The 15,852-nt window shown below is 59.0% G+C and carries 15 protein-coding genes; 6 read left to right on the top strand and 9 right to left on the bottom strand.

Going from position 1 to position 15,852, the window contains the following annotated elements; translation table 11 throughout:
* Positions 1-86: 86 nt before the first annotated feature.
* Both tsaB and ACJ8OK_RS04065 read right to left on the bottom strand, forming a co-directional pair.
* Entirely contained in the window at positions 87-788 is a 702-nt protein-coding gene (tsaB, locus tag ACJ8OK_RS04070) for a tRNA (adenosine(37)-N6)-threonylcarbamoyltransferase complex dimerization subunit type 1 TsaB (protein WP_049277275.1), read from the bottom strand.
* 79 nt (positions 789-867) lie between these two features.
* Positions 868-2,784, bottom strand: a complete 1,917-nt coding sequence (locus ACJ8OK_RS04065; RefSeq protein ID WP_004932318.1) for an ATP-dependent DNA helicase — start codon at positions 2,782-2,784, stop codon at positions 868-870.
* A 133-nt stretch (positions 2,785-2,917) separates the two neighbouring features.
* On the opposite strand from ACJ8OK_RS04065, the gene ACJ8OK_RS04060 reads away from it, so the two are divergent.
* Positions 2,918-3,262, top strand: a complete 345-nt coding sequence (locus ACJ8OK_RS04060; RefSeq protein ID WP_015378124.1) for a RidA family protein — start codon at positions 2,918-2,920, stop codon at positions 3,260-3,262.
* A gap of 62 nt (positions 3,263-3,324) precedes the next feature.
* Here ACJ8OK_RS04060 and mdtI read toward each other — a convergent pair whose 3' ends face one another.
* The 4 genes from mdtI to zwf all read right to left on the bottom strand — a co-directional run bounded on the left by mdtI (position 3,325) and on the right by zwf (position 6,833).
* The gene (gene mdtI, locus ACJ8OK_RS04055) at positions 3,325-3,654 is read right to left on the bottom strand and encodes a multidrug/spermidine efflux SMR transporter subunit MdtI (protein ID WP_004932324.1); all 330 of its coding nucleotides are present in this window, start codon (positions 3,652-3,654) and stop codon (positions 3,325-3,327) included.
* Positions 3,641-4,009: a multidrug/spermidine efflux SMR transporter subunit MdtJ gene (gene mdtJ / locus ACJ8OK_RS04050; protein ID WP_004932327.1), complete on the bottom strand. Its 369-nt coding sequence runs from the start codon at positions 4,007-4,009 to the stop codon at positions 3,641-3,643. The genes mdtI and mdtJ overlap by 14 nt, the downstream gene beginning before the upstream one ends.
* A gap of 552 nt (positions 4,010-4,561) precedes the next feature.
* On the bottom strand, positions 4,562-5,203 hold the full coding sequence (locus ACJ8OK_RS04045; protein WP_004932329.1) for a bifunctional 4-hydroxy-2-oxoglutarate aldolase/2-dehydro-3-deoxy-phosphogluconate aldolase: 642 nt from the start codon (positions 5,201-5,203) through the stop codon (positions 4,562-4,564).
* A gap of 154 nt (positions 5,204-5,357) precedes the next feature.
* Complete coding sequence (gene zwf / locus ACJ8OK_RS04040; RefSeq protein WP_004932333.1) at positions 5,358-6,833, bottom strand: glucose-6-phosphate dehydrogenase; 1,476 nt, start codon at positions 6,831-6,833, stop codon at positions 5,358-5,360.
* Between the two features lie 447 nt (positions 6,834-7,280).
* Here zwf and ACJ8OK_RS04035 point away from each other — a divergent pair, with 447 nt between their 5' ends.
* The 3 genes from ACJ8OK_RS04035 (at position 7,281) to ACJ8OK_RS04025 (ending at position 10,752) form a co-directional block, all read left to right on the top strand.
* Positions 7,281-8,153: a MurR/RpiR family transcriptional regulator gene (locus tag ACJ8OK_RS04035; RefSeq protein WP_021503871.1), complete on the top strand. Its 873-nt coding sequence runs from the start codon at positions 7,281-7,283 to the stop codon at positions 8,151-8,153.
* Between the two features lie 189 nt (positions 8,154-8,342).
* Positions 8,343-9,785 (top strand): pyruvate kinase, encoded by a 1,443-nt coding sequence (pyk, locus tag ACJ8OK_RS04030; RefSeq protein WP_004932339.1) that lies wholly within the window; start codon positions 8,343-8,345, stop codon positions 9,783-9,785.
* 85 nt (positions 9,786-9,870) lie between these two features.
* Complete coding sequence (locus ACJ8OK_RS04025; RefSeq protein WP_033632848.1) at positions 9,871-10,752, top strand: leucine-rich repeat domain-containing protein; 882 nt, start codon at positions 9,871-9,873, stop codon at positions 10,750-10,752.
* Positions 10,753-10,801: 49 nt separating this feature from the next.
* On the opposite strand, the gene lpxM is transcribed toward ACJ8OK_RS04025, so the two are convergent.
* From lpxM to znuA, 3 genes are all read right to left on the bottom strand, one after another.
* On the bottom strand, positions 10,802-11,770 hold the full coding sequence (lpxM, locus tag ACJ8OK_RS04020) for a lauroyl-Kdo(2)-lipid IV(A) myristoyltransferase (protein WP_004932345.1): 969 nt from the start codon (positions 11,768-11,770) through the stop codon (positions 10,802-10,804).
* 149 nt (positions 11,771-11,919) lie between these two features.
* On the bottom strand, positions 11,920-13,242 hold the full coding sequence (gene mepM / locus ACJ8OK_RS04015) for a murein DD-endopeptidase MepM (protein WP_004932347.1): 1,323 nt from the start codon (positions 13,240-13,242) through the stop codon (positions 11,920-11,922).
* A gap of 21 nt (positions 13,243-13,263) precedes the next feature.
* Complete coding sequence (znuA, locus tag ACJ8OK_RS04010) at positions 13,264-14,208, bottom strand: zinc ABC transporter substrate-binding protein ZnuA (protein WP_033633640.1); 945 nt, start codon at positions 14,206-14,208, stop codon at positions 13,264-13,266.
* A gap of 78 nt (positions 14,209-14,286) precedes the next feature.
* On the opposite strand from znuA, the gene znuC reads away from it, so the two are divergent.
* Positions 14,287-15,045 carry a zinc ABC transporter ATP-binding protein ZnuC gene (gene znuC / locus ACJ8OK_RS04005; protein ID WP_004932357.1) on the top strand — a complete coding sequence of 253 codons (759 nt, stop codon included), beginning with the start codon at positions 14,287-14,289 and terminating at the stop codon, positions 15,043-15,045.
* Positions 15,042-15,827, top strand: coding sequence for a zinc ABC transporter permease subunit ZnuB (znuB, locus tag ACJ8OK_RS04000; protein WP_015378131.1), 786 nt, complete (start codon positions 15,042-15,044; stop codon positions 15,825-15,827). The genes znuC and znuB overlap by 4 nt, the downstream gene beginning before the upstream one ends.
* Positions 15,828-15,852 lie beyond the last annotated feature (25 nt).

The raw sequence follows: 15,852 nt of genomic DNA, 5'->3' as shown, positions 1-15,852 counted from the left end.
AAATGGCTGTAACTTTGACCGCGTTTCATCGTTCAAGTTGCAACCCCTCATCGCCCGGCATCAACATCAGCACAATAACGCCGCGATTACTCGCGGCCCGGCAGTTTTTTCCAGGTGACTTCATTGCGCAGATAGGTCGGCTCGGCGTTTTCCACCGCTACCGCCAGCCCTTCTTGCCAGGCCTGCAGCGCCAGCGGCAGCATGTCTTCCGCCTGCGGCAACAGCATTTGGCCGTCACGTACGCTCAACGCGGAACCCTTGACCAAGTCGGGATAGGTTTGCCACCCGGTGCCAACATGGGCCCATTCGCCCTGCAGGCGCTGCGCACGCTCCAGCGCCTGCGCCGGCGACAGCACGGCCTCGCTTTCGCTTTCCAACCAGCGGCCGTCCGCCTGGCGTTCGAACTGCCCCCAGTAGACCTCGCCCATGCGCGCATCGATCGCCGCCAGCACACGCCCCGCGCCGCTGACGCGCCAGGCGCCCTGCGCCATGGTTTGCAGCGTGGAAACGCCGATCATCGGCAGATCGGCGCCCAGCGCCAGGCCTTGAGCGATGCCAATACCGATGCGCACCCCGGTAAAGCTGCCGGGGCCACGGCCGAAGGCCAGCGCATCGAGCTGGTTGAGCGCCAGACCGGATTCCGCCAGCACCTGCTGCACCATAGGTAAAATTCGTTGCGTATGCTCGCGTGGGCACAGCTCAAACAGGGCGTGGATTTCGCCTTGATTCCAGACGGCGACGGAACAGGCTTCCGTCGCGGTATCGATCGCTAAAATTCGCGTGGACATGCCAACCTCTGGCGGGAATAAAACTGGGTTTTTCATACAGGGCGCGCATTGTAGCACAGCCCCGTAAGCCCTTCATCTTTCACGTGGCCGACGTGTCGGCGGCCTGCAGGAAGGCGATTGCCTGCTTCAGATCGCGGGTGCGCGGCGTGGGCGGCAGGCTATTGAGGAACACCTCGCCGTAAGGGCGCATCACCAGACGGTTATCGCAAATCACCAGCACGCCGCGATCGTCGGTGTCGCGGATCAAACGGCCGACGCCCTGTTTCAGGGTGATGACCGCATCCGGCAACTGCACATCATTGAACGGATCGCCGCCACGCAGGCGGCAATCTTCAATGCGCGCCTTCAGCAACGGATCGTCCGGTGACGTGAACGGCAGTTTATCGATGATGACGCAGGACAGCGCATCGCCGCGCACGTCCACCCCTTCCCAGAAGCTGCTGGTCGCCACCAGCAGCGCGTTACCGGCGGCGACGAACTGCGCCAACAGCTGGCCTTTACTGGTTTCCCCCTGCAACAGCACCGGCAGCGTCATCGTGGCGCGAAACTCTTCCGCCAGCTCGCGCATCATCTGGTGCGAGGTGCACAAGAAGAAGCAGCGGCCGTTGTTGGCTTCGATTAATGGCCGCAGCATGCGCGCCAGCTGGCGCGCCCCGCCGGGCTGATTCGGCGAAGGCAAAAAGCGCGGCACGCACAGCAACGCCTGTTTGGCATAGTCGAACGGGCTCGGCAGCAGCAGCGTTTTGGCCTTGGTCAGCCCCAACCGTTCGGTGAAGTGACCCAGCTGATCGTTGACCGACAGCGTGGCCGAGGTAAAGATCCAGCTGCCCGGCTTCTCGTCCAGCATTTCGCGGAAACGATCGGCCACCGTCAACGGCGTCAGCGCCAGCACGAAGTGGCGCGAATTGCACTCATACCAATAGCTGTAGCCCGGCTCCGTCACCGCCTTGAGGCGTTTGAGGCGCGCGCGGTACAGCGTGGCGCGCTCAAAGGCGGCATCCAGCAGCGCCGAACGCCCCAGCGACAGTTTCATGACGTCGTAACACAGCTCCAGCGCGTCATCGAGCAGCAACAAAGCGCGCTGCACGTTCGGCTCCCCGAGCACGTCACGCAGATTGCCGCGAAAACCCGGCTCTCCCAGATTAAGGCGAAAATCTTGCGTGCTCAGGCTGAGACGATCGGCGCTTTTTTGCAGTTGGGCGGCATCGCGCACCTCGGTGCGGTAGGCGATGGTGATGTCCTTCGCCAGATCCAACAATTGGCGGCTGGTGAGCTGCTGGCCAAAATACTGGCTGGCGATGTCGGGGATTTGGTGCGCCTCATCGAAAATCATCACCTCGGCTTCCGGGATCAGCTCGGCGAAACCGCCCTCTTTCACCACCATATCCGCCAGGAACAGGTGATGGTTCACCACCACCACATCCGCATCCATCGCGCGGCGGCGCGCTTTAACCACGAAGCAATCCTGATACAGCGGGCAATCGCTGCCGAGACAGTTGTCATTGGTGCTGGTCACCAATGGCCAGACGAAGCTGTCTTCCGCCACTTCGCTGCAGGTGCTGATGTCGCCTTCTTTGGTCTGCGACGACCACTTGCGCAGCTGCACCAAATCGATCAGCGTCTGCCCCGCCAGCTCCCCGCCGGCCATCGACTGCTGCTCAAGACGCTCCAGACACAGGTAGTTGGAGCGCCCCTTCAGCAGCGCCAGCTTGCCTTTGTACTTCAGCGCCTTGGCGACGGTGGGCAGATCGCGCGCATACAGCTGATCCTGCAACGCTTTCGAACCGGTCGAGATGATCACTTTGCGATCGGCGCGCAACGCCGGCGCCAGATAAGCGAAGGTTTTGCCGGTGCCGGTGCCGGCTTCCACCACCAGTTCCTGCTTGAAATTGATCGCTTCGGTGACGGCCTGCGCCATCTGCCGCTGCGGCTCACGCGGTTTGAATCCCTTGATAGCCTGCGCCAATGCGCCGTCTGTTGCAAAATCGTCTGTCACGCTGTCTCTCTGCCGGTGTCATTCAGCGGTGATTATGCCAAGCCTGCCGCCCGGCTACCACCCACTTTATCGCCGCGCTTTTTCATCACCGGCTGTGCTACCCTTAGCGGGACTATGATATGGAGATAAGCAAATGAATATCGAAAGAATTGATCCCGATCAGCGCTGGTCCGAAGCCGTGGTGCACAACGAGACCGTTTACTATACCAGCGTGCCGGAGAACCTGGATGATGACGCGACCGCGCAGACCGCCAACGCCCTTGCAGCCATCGACGTGCTGCTGGCGCGCGTAGGCTCGGATAAAAGCCGCATTTTGGACGCCACCATCTTCCTGGCCAATACCGCCGACTTCGCCGCGATGAACGCCGCCTGGGACGCCTGGGTGGTTGCCGGCAGCGCGCCGGTACGCTGCACCGTGCAGGCGCAGCTGATGAATCCGAAATATAAAGTGGAAATCAAAATCATCGCCGCGCTGTAAGCCTGAGCGCAGACGAAAAAAAACCGCAGACGGCAACGCCTGCGGTTTTTTATTGCCCGCTATCAGGACAGTTTAAGGATCACCATCCCCGCCAGCAACAGCGCCAGGCCGATCCAGCCTTTGGCATTTAACCGCTGGCCGAACATGATCCAGCCCGCAGCGATGGTGGCGGCGATACCGAAACCGCCCCACAACGCATAAGCGATCGACAGATCGATGCCCTTCACCGCCTGCGCCAGGGCGCTGAACGCGCCGAGCACCGACAGCAGCGACAACAGCCCCAGCCAAATTTTACGGAAGCCGTCCGACATCTTCAGGAAGATGTTGGCGATGATTTCCAGCACGATGGCCAATCCCAGAAACCCAATATGGTACAACTCAAACTGTTGCATGGTTGTCACCTCGCGGGCTGACCTGTTTTCGCTCTTTGCGGGTGCCGGATTTCACCAGCATGATGCCGGCGATCAGCGTAGCCAGACCCAGCACCTTCAGCGCCGAAATCGGCTCGTCGAACCACAGCACGCTGAACAGGGTGATGAACAGAATGCCGATGCCTTCCCACAGCGCATAGGCCACGCCCAACGCCACGCGTTTTACCGCTACTGACAACAACACATAAGACGCGGTGATCATCACGTACATCACGATATGCCCAATCATGCCGCCATTGACGCTGGCGTATTTCATCGACAAGGTGCCGATGATTTCGGTCATGATGGCCAAACCTAAAAAGATCCAATAAATCATAATTTTTCTCCCAAACGGCGAATAACGCGCGCCAAGGCATATTTATCCCGATTTATCTCGTCGAACGGCCACAGTACGGCGCGCAAGACGCAGAGATCCCTGGGGATAAACTGACCCAAACGCAAAAAGAATGTTTGCCCGGCTGAACGGTAGAACGAAGGCCTAAGCCCGCTACCCGCACCGGTTAAGGGAGAAAGACGCTATAGCTCGCTGCACCAGTGATGCTCACTGGCAAGGATCGCAGACAGGAAGAGTTGGCACGTAGAGGTTCTGAGGGTAGTTCCGTTAATAGTCATCATAATAGTTCTCTATTATCAGCCGCACACCGTGCGATTTGCCCAATATCCTCATAAAAGTAAAATTTTCAACTGAGATATTTTTACCACAGCCAAAATAAGAAAGCAAACTGCCGTTTTCATCAAAAAGCAGAAAAAAACGGGTTAAAAATAAGAAAGTTAATCACGATAAAAATTAAAAAAGGCTCAACAAAGGGTTGAGCCTTGCGATATCCGCGGGTGAGCAAATAAGCGCCAACCCCAGGCCTAGCGCGGGTTACAACGCGGCGCCGCTGACGGCGCTGCGCGCCAGTTCAGTGATGCGCGCATAGTCGCCTTTTTCGAGCGCGTCCGCCGGCACCAGCCAGGAACCGCCGATGCAAAGCACGCTTTTCAGCGCCAGATAATCGCGGTAATTGTTTGGCGTAATGCCGCCGGTCGGGCAAAAACGCACCTGCGGGAACGGGCCGCCGATCGCCTGCAGCGCCTTCACGCCGCCGTTGGCTTCCGCCGGGAAGAATTTAAATTCGCGCAGGCCGTGATCCATGCCCTGCATCAGTTCAGACACGGTGCTGATGCCCGGGATCAGCGGGATGGGTCCCGCCGTCGCCGCCTGCAGCAAGGCCTCGGTCAGCCCTGGGCTGATGGCGAACTGCGCCCCGGCTTCGGTCACCTGCCGCAGCTGCTGCGGGTTGATCACCGTACCGGCGCCGATGATCGCCTCCGGCACCTCTTCGGCGATAGCGCGGATAGACTCCAGCCCGCAGGCGGTGCGCAGCGTCACCTCCAATACCCGCACGCCGCCGGCAACCAGCGCTTTCGCCAGCGGCACCGCCTGCTCCAGCTTGTTGATCACGATAACAGGCACCACCGGCCCCGCCGTCAGGATCTGCTCGGCGCTGGTTTTCCAGTTTTTCATCGTTATTTCTCCATTACTCGCGGTTAACAATGGCACGCCCCTGCCACAGGGCTCCGCACAAATGCGCGGACGTCCGGCCGTACCGTAAGTGATGAGGCCCGCGCGCAGATCGCAGGCAAAAAAAAGCCGGCAGACAGGCTGCCGGCATTACGCATTATTCGAACTCGTTCCAGGAGCGGCCGTCGCGGGTGATCATCGCCACCGACGCCACCGGCCCCCAGGTACCCGCCTGGTAAGGCTTAGGCGCCTCGTTGTCGGCTTTCCATGCGTCCATGATGGAGTCGACCCACTTCCAGGCTTCTTCCACTTCATCGCGGCGCACGAACAGCGCCTGAATGCCGCGCATGGTCTCCAGCAGCAGGCGCTCATAGGCGTCCGCCACGTGCTCCTGGTTGAAGGTTTCCGAGAAGCTCAGGTCCAGCTTGGTAGTCTGCAGGCGGTGCTTGTGATCCAGCCCCGGCACCTTGTTCAGCACCTGAATTTCGATGCCTTCGTCCGGCTGCAGGCGGATGGTCAGCTTGTTCTGCGGCAACTGCTGGTAAGAATCGCTGAACAGGTTAAGCGGCGGGTTTTTGAAGTACACCACCACCTCCGAACATTTGGTCGGCAGACGTTTACCGGTACGCAGGTAGAACGGCACGCCGGCCCACTGCCAGTTGTCGATATCCACGCGGATAGAGACGAAGGTTTCGGTGCTGCTGCTCTTGTTCGCCCCTTCCTCTTCCAGATAACCCGGCACTTTCTTGCCTTGGACGAAGCCGGCGGTGTACTGACCGCGCACGGTGGTTTCCCGGACATTGGTCTGATCGATGCGGCGCAGCGAGCGCAGCACCTTCACCTTCTCGTCGCGGATGCGGTCGGTCGTCAGATCCGCCGGCGGCGACATGGCGATCATGGTCAGGATCTGCAGCAGGTGGTTCTGGATCATGTCGCGCATCTGGCCGGCCTGGTCGAAGTAACCCCAACGCCCTTCGATGCCCACCTCTTCCGCTACGGTGATCTGCACCGAATCGATGGTGCGGTTATCCCAGTTGGAGGCGAACAGCGAGTTGGCGAAACGCAGCGCCAACAGGTTCAGCACCGTCTCTTTGCCGAGATAGTGGTCGATACGGTAAACCTGGGATTCGTTGAAGTACTCCGCCACCTGATCGTTGATCACGCGTGAGGACGCCAAATCGGTGCCCAGCGGTTTCTCCATCACCACGCGCGCCGGCTCATGGTTCAGCTTGGCTTCGCCCAGCCCTTTGCAGATGGCGCCAAAGGTGCTTGGCGGCATGGCAAAGTAGTTGATGGTGGTGCGGTGCTTCTGATCCAGCATTTTACCCAATTTGGTAAAGTTCTTGCTGTCGTTGACGTCCAGGTTGCAGAAGTCCAGGCGCGCGCTCAGCGTGGCCCAGAGTTCGTCATCCAGTTTTTCCTTCATGAAGGTGCCAAGCGCTTCCTTGACCACTTCGGTATAGGCTTGTTTATCCCACTCCGCGCGGCCGACGCCGATGATCCGCGTATCCGGGTGGATGTGTCCGGCTTTCTCTAACTGGTACAGGGAAGGCAGCAGCTTACGGCGCGCCAAATCACCTTTCGCGCCGAAAATAACCAGGTCACACGCCTGGGCTGTAGAGGTTACCGCCATGTTCATCTCCTCGTTGCAGGATATTTGTAATTTTCTTACATTACTAATGTACTCTGTTTGACTACGGCCAGCAAACCCGGAGCAAAGCAGAAAAAAAGGCTTCAAGATTCCAGTGGAAAGCGCCAATCTACGCCAACGCCCTCACCACGGGCAAAACTGTAATTTTTCGTCTTTTTTGACGCTCTGTTACCATTATGAAAGTTAGACACAGGTCATATTCTGGTGAAAAAACCCTGCATACGCCGTGTCGAGACTGCCAACGGTTACCAGCACGTAGTATATTTTCACTAAACCGGCATTGATTTCTCCTTTGTTTGAAATCGACATACCCTATCGATTCCAGGTTACAGCCGCTCGTTTGGCGTCTGCTTGCACGGCGAACACGGGCGAAATTCGACGCTGTTGCTTGAAAGCCACAGGGATAAAACCATGAGTGACTCTCGTTATATGAATACGCTGGACAAAATCCAGAGCCATCTGGAACGCCTGAGCAAATCTGAAAGGAAAGTCGCCGAGGTGATCCTGGCCTCCCCGCAGACCGCCATTCACTCCAGCATCGCCACGCTGGCGCGCATGGCCGACGTCAGCGAACCTACCGTCAACCGCTTTTGCCGCCGCCTTGATACCAAAGGCTTTCCCGATTTCAAACTGCATCTCGCCCAAAGCCTGGCTAACGGCACGCCCTACGTAAACCGTAACGTTGAGGAAGATGACAGCGTCGATTCCTATACCAGCAAGATCTTCGAATCGGTAATGGCCAGCCTGGATACAGTAAAGGCAAATTTGGATATTGCCGCAATCAATCGTGCGGTTGACCTGCTCACCCAGGCAAAAAAGATCTCTTTCTTCGGGCTGGGCGCCTCCGCGGCAGTGGCGCACGATGCGATGAACAAATTTTTCCGCTTCAACATTCCGGTGGTCTACTTTGATGACATCGTCATGCAGCGCATGAGCTGCATGAACTCCAGCGAAGGCGACGTGGTGGTGCTGATCTCACACACCGGCCGCACCAAGAATCTGGTGGAGATGGCCCACCTGGCGCGGGAGAACGACGCCACGGTACTGGCTATCACCTCGCGCGACACCCCGCTCGCCCAGGCGGCGACCCTGGCCCTGCTGCTCGACGTGCCCGAAGACACCGACGTTTACATGCCGATGGTGTCGCGGATCGCGCAATTAACGCTCATTGACGTGCTTGCCACCGGATTTACCTTGCGCCGAGGGGCTAAATTCAGAGATAACTTGAAGCGGGTCAAAGAAGCGCTCAAAGAATCGCGCTTTGATAAAGGCGTGGTCATTCCCAACAGTTTTGATTCGTGACCCGACGAAGAAAAAATCGCCGTTCAACAGACATTTGAATGACGGCATCAGAGGCGGTACCCTGTTAACATGCTCATGCGGGTAACCCGGGTGAAATATCAGTGTTGTAAAATTACATTTCACGCCTGGTTTCGTTATCCGACGTTATCGCAACACCAATATTTGCTTCACCAGTCAACGGAGTAATACATGTCCAGACGGCTCAGAAGAACCAAAATCGTTACCACCCTGGGTCCGGCTACAGACCGCGACAATAATCTGGAAAAGATCATTGCCGCCGGTGCCAACGTAGTTCGGCTTAACTTCTCCCACGGCAGCCCGGAAGATCACCAGGCTCGCGCTGACAAAGTGCGCGAAATCGCTGCTAAACTGGGGCGTCACGTCGCTATCCTCGGCGATCTGCAAGGGCCGAAAATTCGCGTCTCCACCTTCAAGGAAGGCAAAATCTTCCTCAACGTGGGCGATAAATTCCTGCTGGACGCCAACCTGTCAAAAGGCGAAGGCGATAAAGAAAAAGTCGGTATCGACTATAAAGGCCTGCCAGCCGACGTGGTGCCGGGCGACGTCCTGCTGCTCGATGACGGCCGCGTTCAGCTGAAAGTGCTCGAAGTTCAGGGCATGAAAGTGTTTACCGAAGTGACCGTCGGCGGCCCGCTGTCCAACAACAAGGGCATCAACAAACTCGGCGGTGGCCTGTCGGCCGAAGCCCTGACAGAAAAAGACAAGGCGGACATCGTGACCGCCGCCAAGATTGGCGTCGACTACCTGGCGGTCTCCTTCCCGCGTACCGGTGAAGATCTGAACTATGCCCGCCGCCTGGCGCGCGATGCCGGCTGCAACGCCAAGATCGTGTCCAAGGTTGAGCGCGCCGAAGCAGTTTGCACCGACGAAGCGATGGACGACATTATTCTGGCCTCCGACGTGGTGATGGTCGCCCGTGGCGACCTGGGCGTCGAAATCGGCGATCCGGAACTGGTCGGCATTCAGAAGAAACTGATCCGCCGCGCCCGCACCCTGAACCGCGCAGTGATCACCGCGACCCAGATGATGGAGTCGATGATCACCAACCCGATGCCGACCCGCGCCGAAGTCATGGACGTGGCCAACGCCGTGCTGGACGGCACCGACGCCGTCATGCTGTCGGCGGAAACCGCCGCTGGCCAATACCCGGCGGAAACCGTGGCGGCGATGGCGCGCGTTTGTCTGGGCGCCGAGAAGATCCCGAGCATCAACGTTTCCAAACACCGCCTGGACGTACAGTTCGACAACATCGAAGAGGCGATCGCCATGTCTTCGATGTATGCCGCCAACCACCTGAAAGGCGTCACCGCGCTGATCGCCATGACCGAATCCGGCCGCACTGCGCTGATGATGTCGCGCATCAGCTCCGGCCTGCCGATCTTCGCCATGTCGCGGCATGAGCACACGCTTAACCTGACCGCGCTGTATCGCGGCGTGACGCCGGTATATTTCGACAGCCACAAAGACGGCGTGATCGCCGCCAATGAAGCCGTCAATCGCCTGCGTGACAAAGGCTTCCTGGTCTCCGGCGATCTGGTGATCGTCACCCAGGGCGACGTGATGGAAACCGTCGGCACCACCAATACCAGCCGTATTCTGCGCGTCGAGTAATCCACGCCGCAGACGACATGCCGGCCGGCTCACGTTGGCCGGCATTTTTTTTGCCCTGACACCGCCATAAACGACGGAGAACGCCATGCTCCACCAACGCAATCCAGCCTCGACCGGTGATGCACTCGATCTCGATGGGCGCGGTCTGACGCAGCTCGACGAATCGCAGCTAACCGGCCATGCGCTGCGCAAAATCAGCCTGTACGACAATCAGCTGACGGCCTTCCCCGCCTCCATCTTGCAACACCGCAACCTGCAGGTGCTGAACATCTCCTGCAATCAGCTCGACCGCCTGCCGCCGGAGATTGGCCAGTTGCAACAGCTTGAGATGTTCGACTTCGGCCACAATCGCGCCAGCGAGCTCCCCGAAGAGCTGGGCCAACTGCATCGGTTGAAATACCTCTACCTGAGCGATAACGGCTTTAGCGATCTGCCGCACTCGCTGGCGCAGCTACAGCAACTGGTTTACCTCAATGCGACCGACAACCGCCTGGCCGTTTTGCCCCTGGCGATACCGAGGCTTGCGGCATTGCAGGAGCTGCGTTTATACAACAACCGCATCGGCAGCCTGCCCGGCGAAATCGGGCAATTGCGCGCGCTGCGCGAACTGCATATCATGAAAAATGCCCTGACCGCGCTGCCGGCGGAAATGGCACAGCTCGGTGGGCTGGAGATACTCGACGCGGCCAGCAACGCCATCGCCGAACTGCCGGAAGCCTTCTGCCGGCTGCCGCGGTTGAGCGAGTTGAACCTGCGTTTCAACCAGCTGACGCGCCTGCCGGAAAATATCGGTGAGCTGACGGCGCTGAGAAGCCTGGATCTGCGCGCCAACCGCCTGAGCGATCTGCCGGAAAGCCTCGGCGAACTGAGCCGACTGCGCAAGCTTGATCTGCGCTGGAATGATTTCACCCACACGCCTAAAATCGTCGACATCCTGCGGGCTCGCGGCTGTAGGGTACACATCTGAAGAGACGCCGGCCGGGATGTGACCCTGCCGGCGTTAGCGGTAGAAAGGATTAACGATACAGATCGTCGCGCGAGTAGGGTTCAATCTCCCCTTCTTTGCGCGTCTTCAACAGTTTGAGGATCCAGGTGTACTGCTCCGGGTTCGGGCCCACCAGGTTTTCCACTTCTTCATTCATACGGCGGGCAATCCGTGGGTCATCGGCTTCGGCCAGATCGTCCATCGGCTCGCGAATATAGATATCCAGCATGCTGGTTTTGCCGTCGTACACCGGGAACAACGGCACGATCGCCGCACGGCATACCTTCATCAGCCGCCCGACCGCCGGCAAGGTCGCTTTATAGGTGGCAAAGAAGTCGACAAACTCGCTGTGCTCAGCGCCGTGATCCTGATCGGGCAGATAATAACCCCAATACCCCTGGCGCACTGAACTGATAAAGGGTTTGATGCCGTCATTGCGCGCGTGCATGCGGCCGCCGAATTTACGACGCACGGCGTTCCACAGGTAGTCGATCAGCTGATTGCGCTGGTTGTGGAACATCGCCGCCATCGGTTGGCCGCGCGCGGCCATCAACATCGCCGGCACATCCACCGCCCAGCCGTGAGGCACCAGGAAAATCACGTTGCGCCCTTCCGCCCGGATCTTGTCCAACACCTCTTCACCGTGCCAACGCACGCGCTTGAGCACTTTCTCGGGCTTGGTGCAGGCCAGCTCCGCCATCAGCACCATCGACTGCGGCGCGCAGGCGAACATCTGGTCGATAATGTGCTCACGGTCGCTTTCCGGCAATTCCGGCAAGCAATACAGCAGGTTGATGCGGGCACGACGGCGCGCGCCCTTCGCCAGCTTGCCGGCCAGTTTGCCGACCGCACCCAGCACCGGATCGCGCAGGCGCGCAGGCACCAGCGAAATGCCGGCCATCAGACCGGTTCCCAACCACACGCCCCAGTAACGCGGATATAAAAAGGCTTTTTGAAACTGCGGAATGAACTCTACGTTCGATTTCTTCTCGTTTTGCATGCACATGCTCTTGGCTTAGCGATTCGGCTAATCATAATTGCCAGCACCGATTTTGCAATTAACAACCGCGAACCGCCCAGGTAAAACAGCATCGGCCCGCAATCAGGCCGATGAAATTAACGGCGCCGAAGCGCCGGAAAAAGGGGGCGTTAATCCAACTGCAGCTGAGGAACCACTTCCTTCACCTGCGCCAGATAATCGCTGCGGTCTTTGCCGCCCAGCCCTTCGGAACGCGGCAGTTTGGCCGTCAGCGGGTTCACCGCCTGTTGGCCGGTCCACAGTTCAAAGTGCAGATGCGGCCCGGTGGAGCGGCCGGTGTTGCCGGAGAGCGCAATGCGATCGCCGCGTTTCACCTTCTGGCCTGGTTTCACCAACAGTTTTTTCAGGTGCATATAGCGCGTGGTGTACTGACGACCGTGGCGGATCGCCACATAGTTGCCCGCTGCGCCGCTGCGTTTGGCGATCACCACCTCACCGTCACCGACCGCCAGCACCGGCGTGCCGACCGGCATGGCGAAATCGACGCCCTTGTGCGGCGCCACGCGGCCGGTCACCGGGTTCACGCGGCGCGGGTTGAAGTTGGAGGAGATGCGGAACTGTTTCATGGTCGGGAAACGCATGAAGCCGCGCGCCAGGCCAGAGCCTTGGCGATCGTAGAATTTGCCGTCTTCGGCGCGGATCGCATAGTAATCCTTGCCGCCGGTGCGCAAACGCACGCCCAACAGCTGGCTTTGCGATTTCTTACCGTCGAAATGCTCACGCGACATCAGCACGGAGAACTGATCGCCTTTGCGCAGCTTGCGGAAATCGAGCTGCCACTGCAACGCCTTGATCACCGAGTTGATTTCGTTACGGCTCAGCCCGGCGTCGCCGGCGCTGCTGACGAAGCTGCCGTTGACCCGGCCGCTGATCACGTTGTTGCGCCATTCGCCCTGCTGCGCCTCTTTTGACTCCTTGAAGCTGTTGCCGACGCGATCATAGGTGCGAGTTTCGCGGCGGGAAACCTCCCAGGTCAACTGCTGCAAATCGCCTGCGTCGTTCACGGTCCACGACAGCTGTTGGCCGATCTTCAGATTACGCAGATCGCGGTTTTGCGAAGCCAGCAAGGTGACATCCGACATATCGATGCCGTACTGCGTCAGAATGCTGCCAAGGGTGTCACCGGTGGAAACCACATATTCATGCACGCCATCATCGCCGGCATCCTTCTGGTCCAGCTCATCCTGCGGGATTTCGTCATCGGGGGTGGGTTGGTCGACATCTATCGGTTCACTGGCTTCAGGGAGCAATGACCGCATCTGGCTGGATTCTAACTCGACGCTCTTGGCGATGGGGTTGTGTTCTGGGTGGTAAACAAAAGGCCGCCAAACAGCGACGGCCAATGTGACGACTGTCAGCGACCCCAGCATGACGCGGTGGGGCCGTGGCAGGTTGTTATACGCCAGAGCGATAGTTCGGACTATCTGCTGCACTCGATATTATCCTCATAAGCTTTACTTCAGGCAGCTCACGTACTGGTTTGACAACTGTGTCAGGAATTTCCCGTAGCTGTCCTTCCCCAGCGCGATGCCGGTGCCCAGCGGGTCCAGCGTTCCGGAACGCACTTTGGTACCCTTGGCGACGGCATTGATTACGGCCGGCCTGAATTGTGGCTCAGCAAAAACGCATACCGCTTTCTGCTCAACCAACTGTGTTCGAATTTGGTGTAGGCGCTGTGCTCCAGGCTGAATTTCGGGATTGACGGTGAAATGGCCCAGCGGACTCAAACCGTAGTGTTTTTCAAAGTAGCCGTAAGCATCATGAAAAACAAAATAACCCTTACCTTGCACAGGCGTAAGCATGTTACCAACATTTTTGTCAGTTTGCGTCAGCAGATTCTCGAACTGGCGCAGGTTTGCGTCTAATTTGTCCTTATTTTGCGGCATAAGTTCCAACAATCTGTCATGAATCGCGATCGCGGTCACTTTTGCTATCTCCGGCGACAGCCAAACGTGCATATTGTACTCGCCGTGATGATGCCCATGATCGTCATCGGCATGGTTATGCGCTTCGCCTGCATGTTCATGATCGTCGTCCTCTTCGCCTTTCATCAGCAGCGGCTTCACCGCCGGCAGTTCGCTGATAGCCAGCTTTCGGGTCGCCGAGATCGGCACCAGCGCCTTGTTCAAGAACGCTTCCATGTCCGGCCCGACCCACAACACCAGGTCAGCGGAACGCAAGCGTTGGATATCGGAAGGACGCAACGCAAAATCGTGCGGCGAAGCGCCGTCCGGCAGCAACACCTCGGTCGGCGTCACGCCGTCGGCGATCGCCGAAGCGATAAAGCCTAAGGGGCGAATCGAGGTCACCACCGCAGCGGAAGCGCTGCTCAGCGGGCCGGCCATCAACAGTGCGCTGGCCAGCAGCGTGCGCTGCAGCCATTTATTTTTCTTTGCCATCATCAGTAATCCCATCGTTTTCATCAACAAGGCGTGATATTATAACATCCGCTTCGTTCTGCAACCTGTAATCTCGAGATGTCTACACTGATAACGCTAAAAAATATCTCCGTCGCCTTCGGCAGCCGCAAGGTGCTGTCGAACATTTCCCTCAGCCTGCAGCCCGGCCGTATTCTCACGCTGCTTGGCCCGAACGGCGCGGGCAAATCCACACTGGTACGCGTGGTGCTGGGATTGGTCAAACCAACCGCCGGCACGCTGGAGCGGGAGCCCGACCTGCGCATCGGCTACGTGCCGCAAAAACTCCACCTCGACGCCACCCTGCCGCTGACCGTCAGCCGCTTTATGCGTCTTAAACCCGGCGTAAAGAAAGCCGACATTCTGCCGGCGCTCAAGCGCGTGCACGCCGCCCACCTGCTCGACCAGCCGATGCAAAAGCTCTCCGGCGGCGAGAACCAACGCGTACTGCTGGCGCGAGCGCTGCTGAATAAACCGCAGCTGCTGGTGCTGGACGAACCCACGCAAGGGGTGGACGTCAACGGCCAACTGGCGCTGTACGATCTGATCGATCAGCTGCGCAAGGAGCTGGGCTGCGCCGTACTGATGGTCTCGCACGATCTGCATCTGGTGATGGCGAAAACCGACGAGGTGTTGTGCCTCAATCAGCACATCTGCTGCTCCGGCGCGCCGGAGGTGGTCTCGATGCATCCCGAATTCATCGCCATGTTCGGCAACCGCGGCGCAGAGCAGCTGGCGGTGTATCGCCACCATCACAACCACCGCCACGACCTGCAAGGAAGAATTGTCTTGAAGAAAACCGGGAGCCGCGAAGCATGATCGAATTGTTACTTCCCGGCTGGCTGGCCGGGGTGTTGCTGGCTAGCGCCGCCGGGCCGCTGGGCTCCTTTGTGGTTTGGCGCCGCATGTCCTACTTCGGCGATACCCTGGCGCACGCCTCGCTGCTCGGCGTCGCCTTTGGTCTGCTGCTGGACATCAATCCTTTCTATGCGGTGATCGCCATTACGCTGCTGCTGGCTCTGGCCCTGGTGTGGCTGGAACGCCGCCCGCAACTTTCGGTGGATACCCTGCTCGGCATTCTGGCCCACAGCGCCCTGTCGCTGGGTCTGGTGGTGGTGGCGTTGATGTCCAACGTGCGGGTCGATCTGATGGCCTACCTGTTCGGCGATCTGCTGTCGGTCACGCTGAGCGACATCGTGATGATCGCCGGCGGCGTCGCCGTGGTGCTGTTGGTGCTGTGGTGGCAATGGCGCGATCTGCTGTCGATGACCATCAGCCCGGAGCTGGCGCACGTCGACGGCGTCAATCTGGCGCGGGCTCGCACCGTGCTGATGCTGGTCACCGCGTTGACCATCGGCCTGGCGATGAAATTCGTCGGCGCGCTGATCATCACCTCGCTGCTGATCATTCCGGCGGCCACCGCTCGCCGCTTCGCGCGCACGCCGGAGCAGATGGCGGGCGTCGCGGTACTGCTCGGCATGGTGGCGGTTACCGGCGGCCTGGCCTTCTCGGCATTTTACGATACGCCGGCCGGCCCTTCGGTGGTGCTCTGCGCTGCCGTGCTGTTCACGCTGAGCCTGTTCAAAAAACAACAGGCTTGATTAAAGCCGGGATATGACAAGGGCC

The organism is Serratia sp. CY71090, from assembly GCF_052166845.1.
GTDB lineage: Bacteria > Pseudomonadota > Gammaproteobacteria > Enterobacterales > Enterobacteriaceae > Serratia > Serratia nematodiphila.
This window is presented reverse-complemented; position numbering and strand designations above follow the sequence as displayed.

What these genes read in the sequence shown, in the direction of transcription:
- tsaB (WP_049277275.1), bottom strand. Translation starts at nt 788, where the DNA reads ATGTCCACGCGAATTTTAGCGATCGATACCGCGACGGAAGCCTGTTCC.
- ACJ8OK_RS04060 (WP_015378124.1), top strand. Translation starts at nt 2,918, where the DNA reads ATGAATATCGAAAGAATTGATCCCGATCAGCGCTGGTCCGAAGCCGTG.
- mdtI (WP_004932324.1), bottom strand. Translation starts at nt 3,654, where the DNA reads ATGCAACAGTTTGAGTTGTACCATATTGGGTTTCTGGGATTGGCCATC.
- mdtJ (WP_004932327.1), bottom strand. Translation starts at nt 4,009, where the DNA reads ATGATTTATTGGATCTTTTTAGGTTTGGCCATCATGACCGAAATCATC.
- ACJ8OK_RS04045 (WP_004932329.1), bottom strand. Translation starts at nt 5,203, where the DNA reads ATGAAAAACTGGAAAACCAGCGCCGAGCAGATCCTGACGGCGGGGCCG.
- zwf (WP_004932333.1), bottom strand. Translation starts at nt 6,833, where the DNA reads ATGGCGGTAACCTCTACAGCCCAGGCGTGTGACCTGGTTATTTTCGGC.
- ACJ8OK_RS04035 (WP_021503871.1), top strand. Translation starts at nt 7,281, where the DNA reads ATGAATACGCTGGACAAAATCCAGAGCCATCTGGAACGCCTGAGCAAA.
- pyk (WP_004932339.1), top strand. Translation starts at nt 8,343, where the DNA reads ATGTCCAGACGGCTCAGAAGAACCAAAATCGTTACCACCCTGGGTCCG.
- ACJ8OK_RS04025 (WP_033632848.1), top strand. Translation starts at nt 9,871, where the DNA reads ATGCTCCACCAACGCAATCCAGCCTCGACCGGTGATGCACTCGATCTC.
- lpxM (WP_004932345.1), bottom strand. Translation starts at nt 11,770, where the DNA reads ATGCAAAACGAGAAGAAATCGAACGTAGAGTTCATTCCGCAGTTTCAA.
- znuA (WP_033633640.1), bottom strand. Translation starts at nt 14,208, where the DNA reads ATGGCAAAGAAAAATAAATGGCTGCAGCGCACGCTGCTGGCCAGCGCA.
- znuC (WP_004932357.1), top strand. Translation starts at nt 14,287, where the DNA reads ATGTCTACACTGATAACGCTAAAAAATATCTCCGTCGCCTTCGGCAGC.
- znuB (WP_015378131.1), top strand. Translation starts at nt 15,042, where the DNA reads ATGATCGAATTGTTACTTCCCGGCTGGCTGGCCGGGGTGTTGCTGGCT.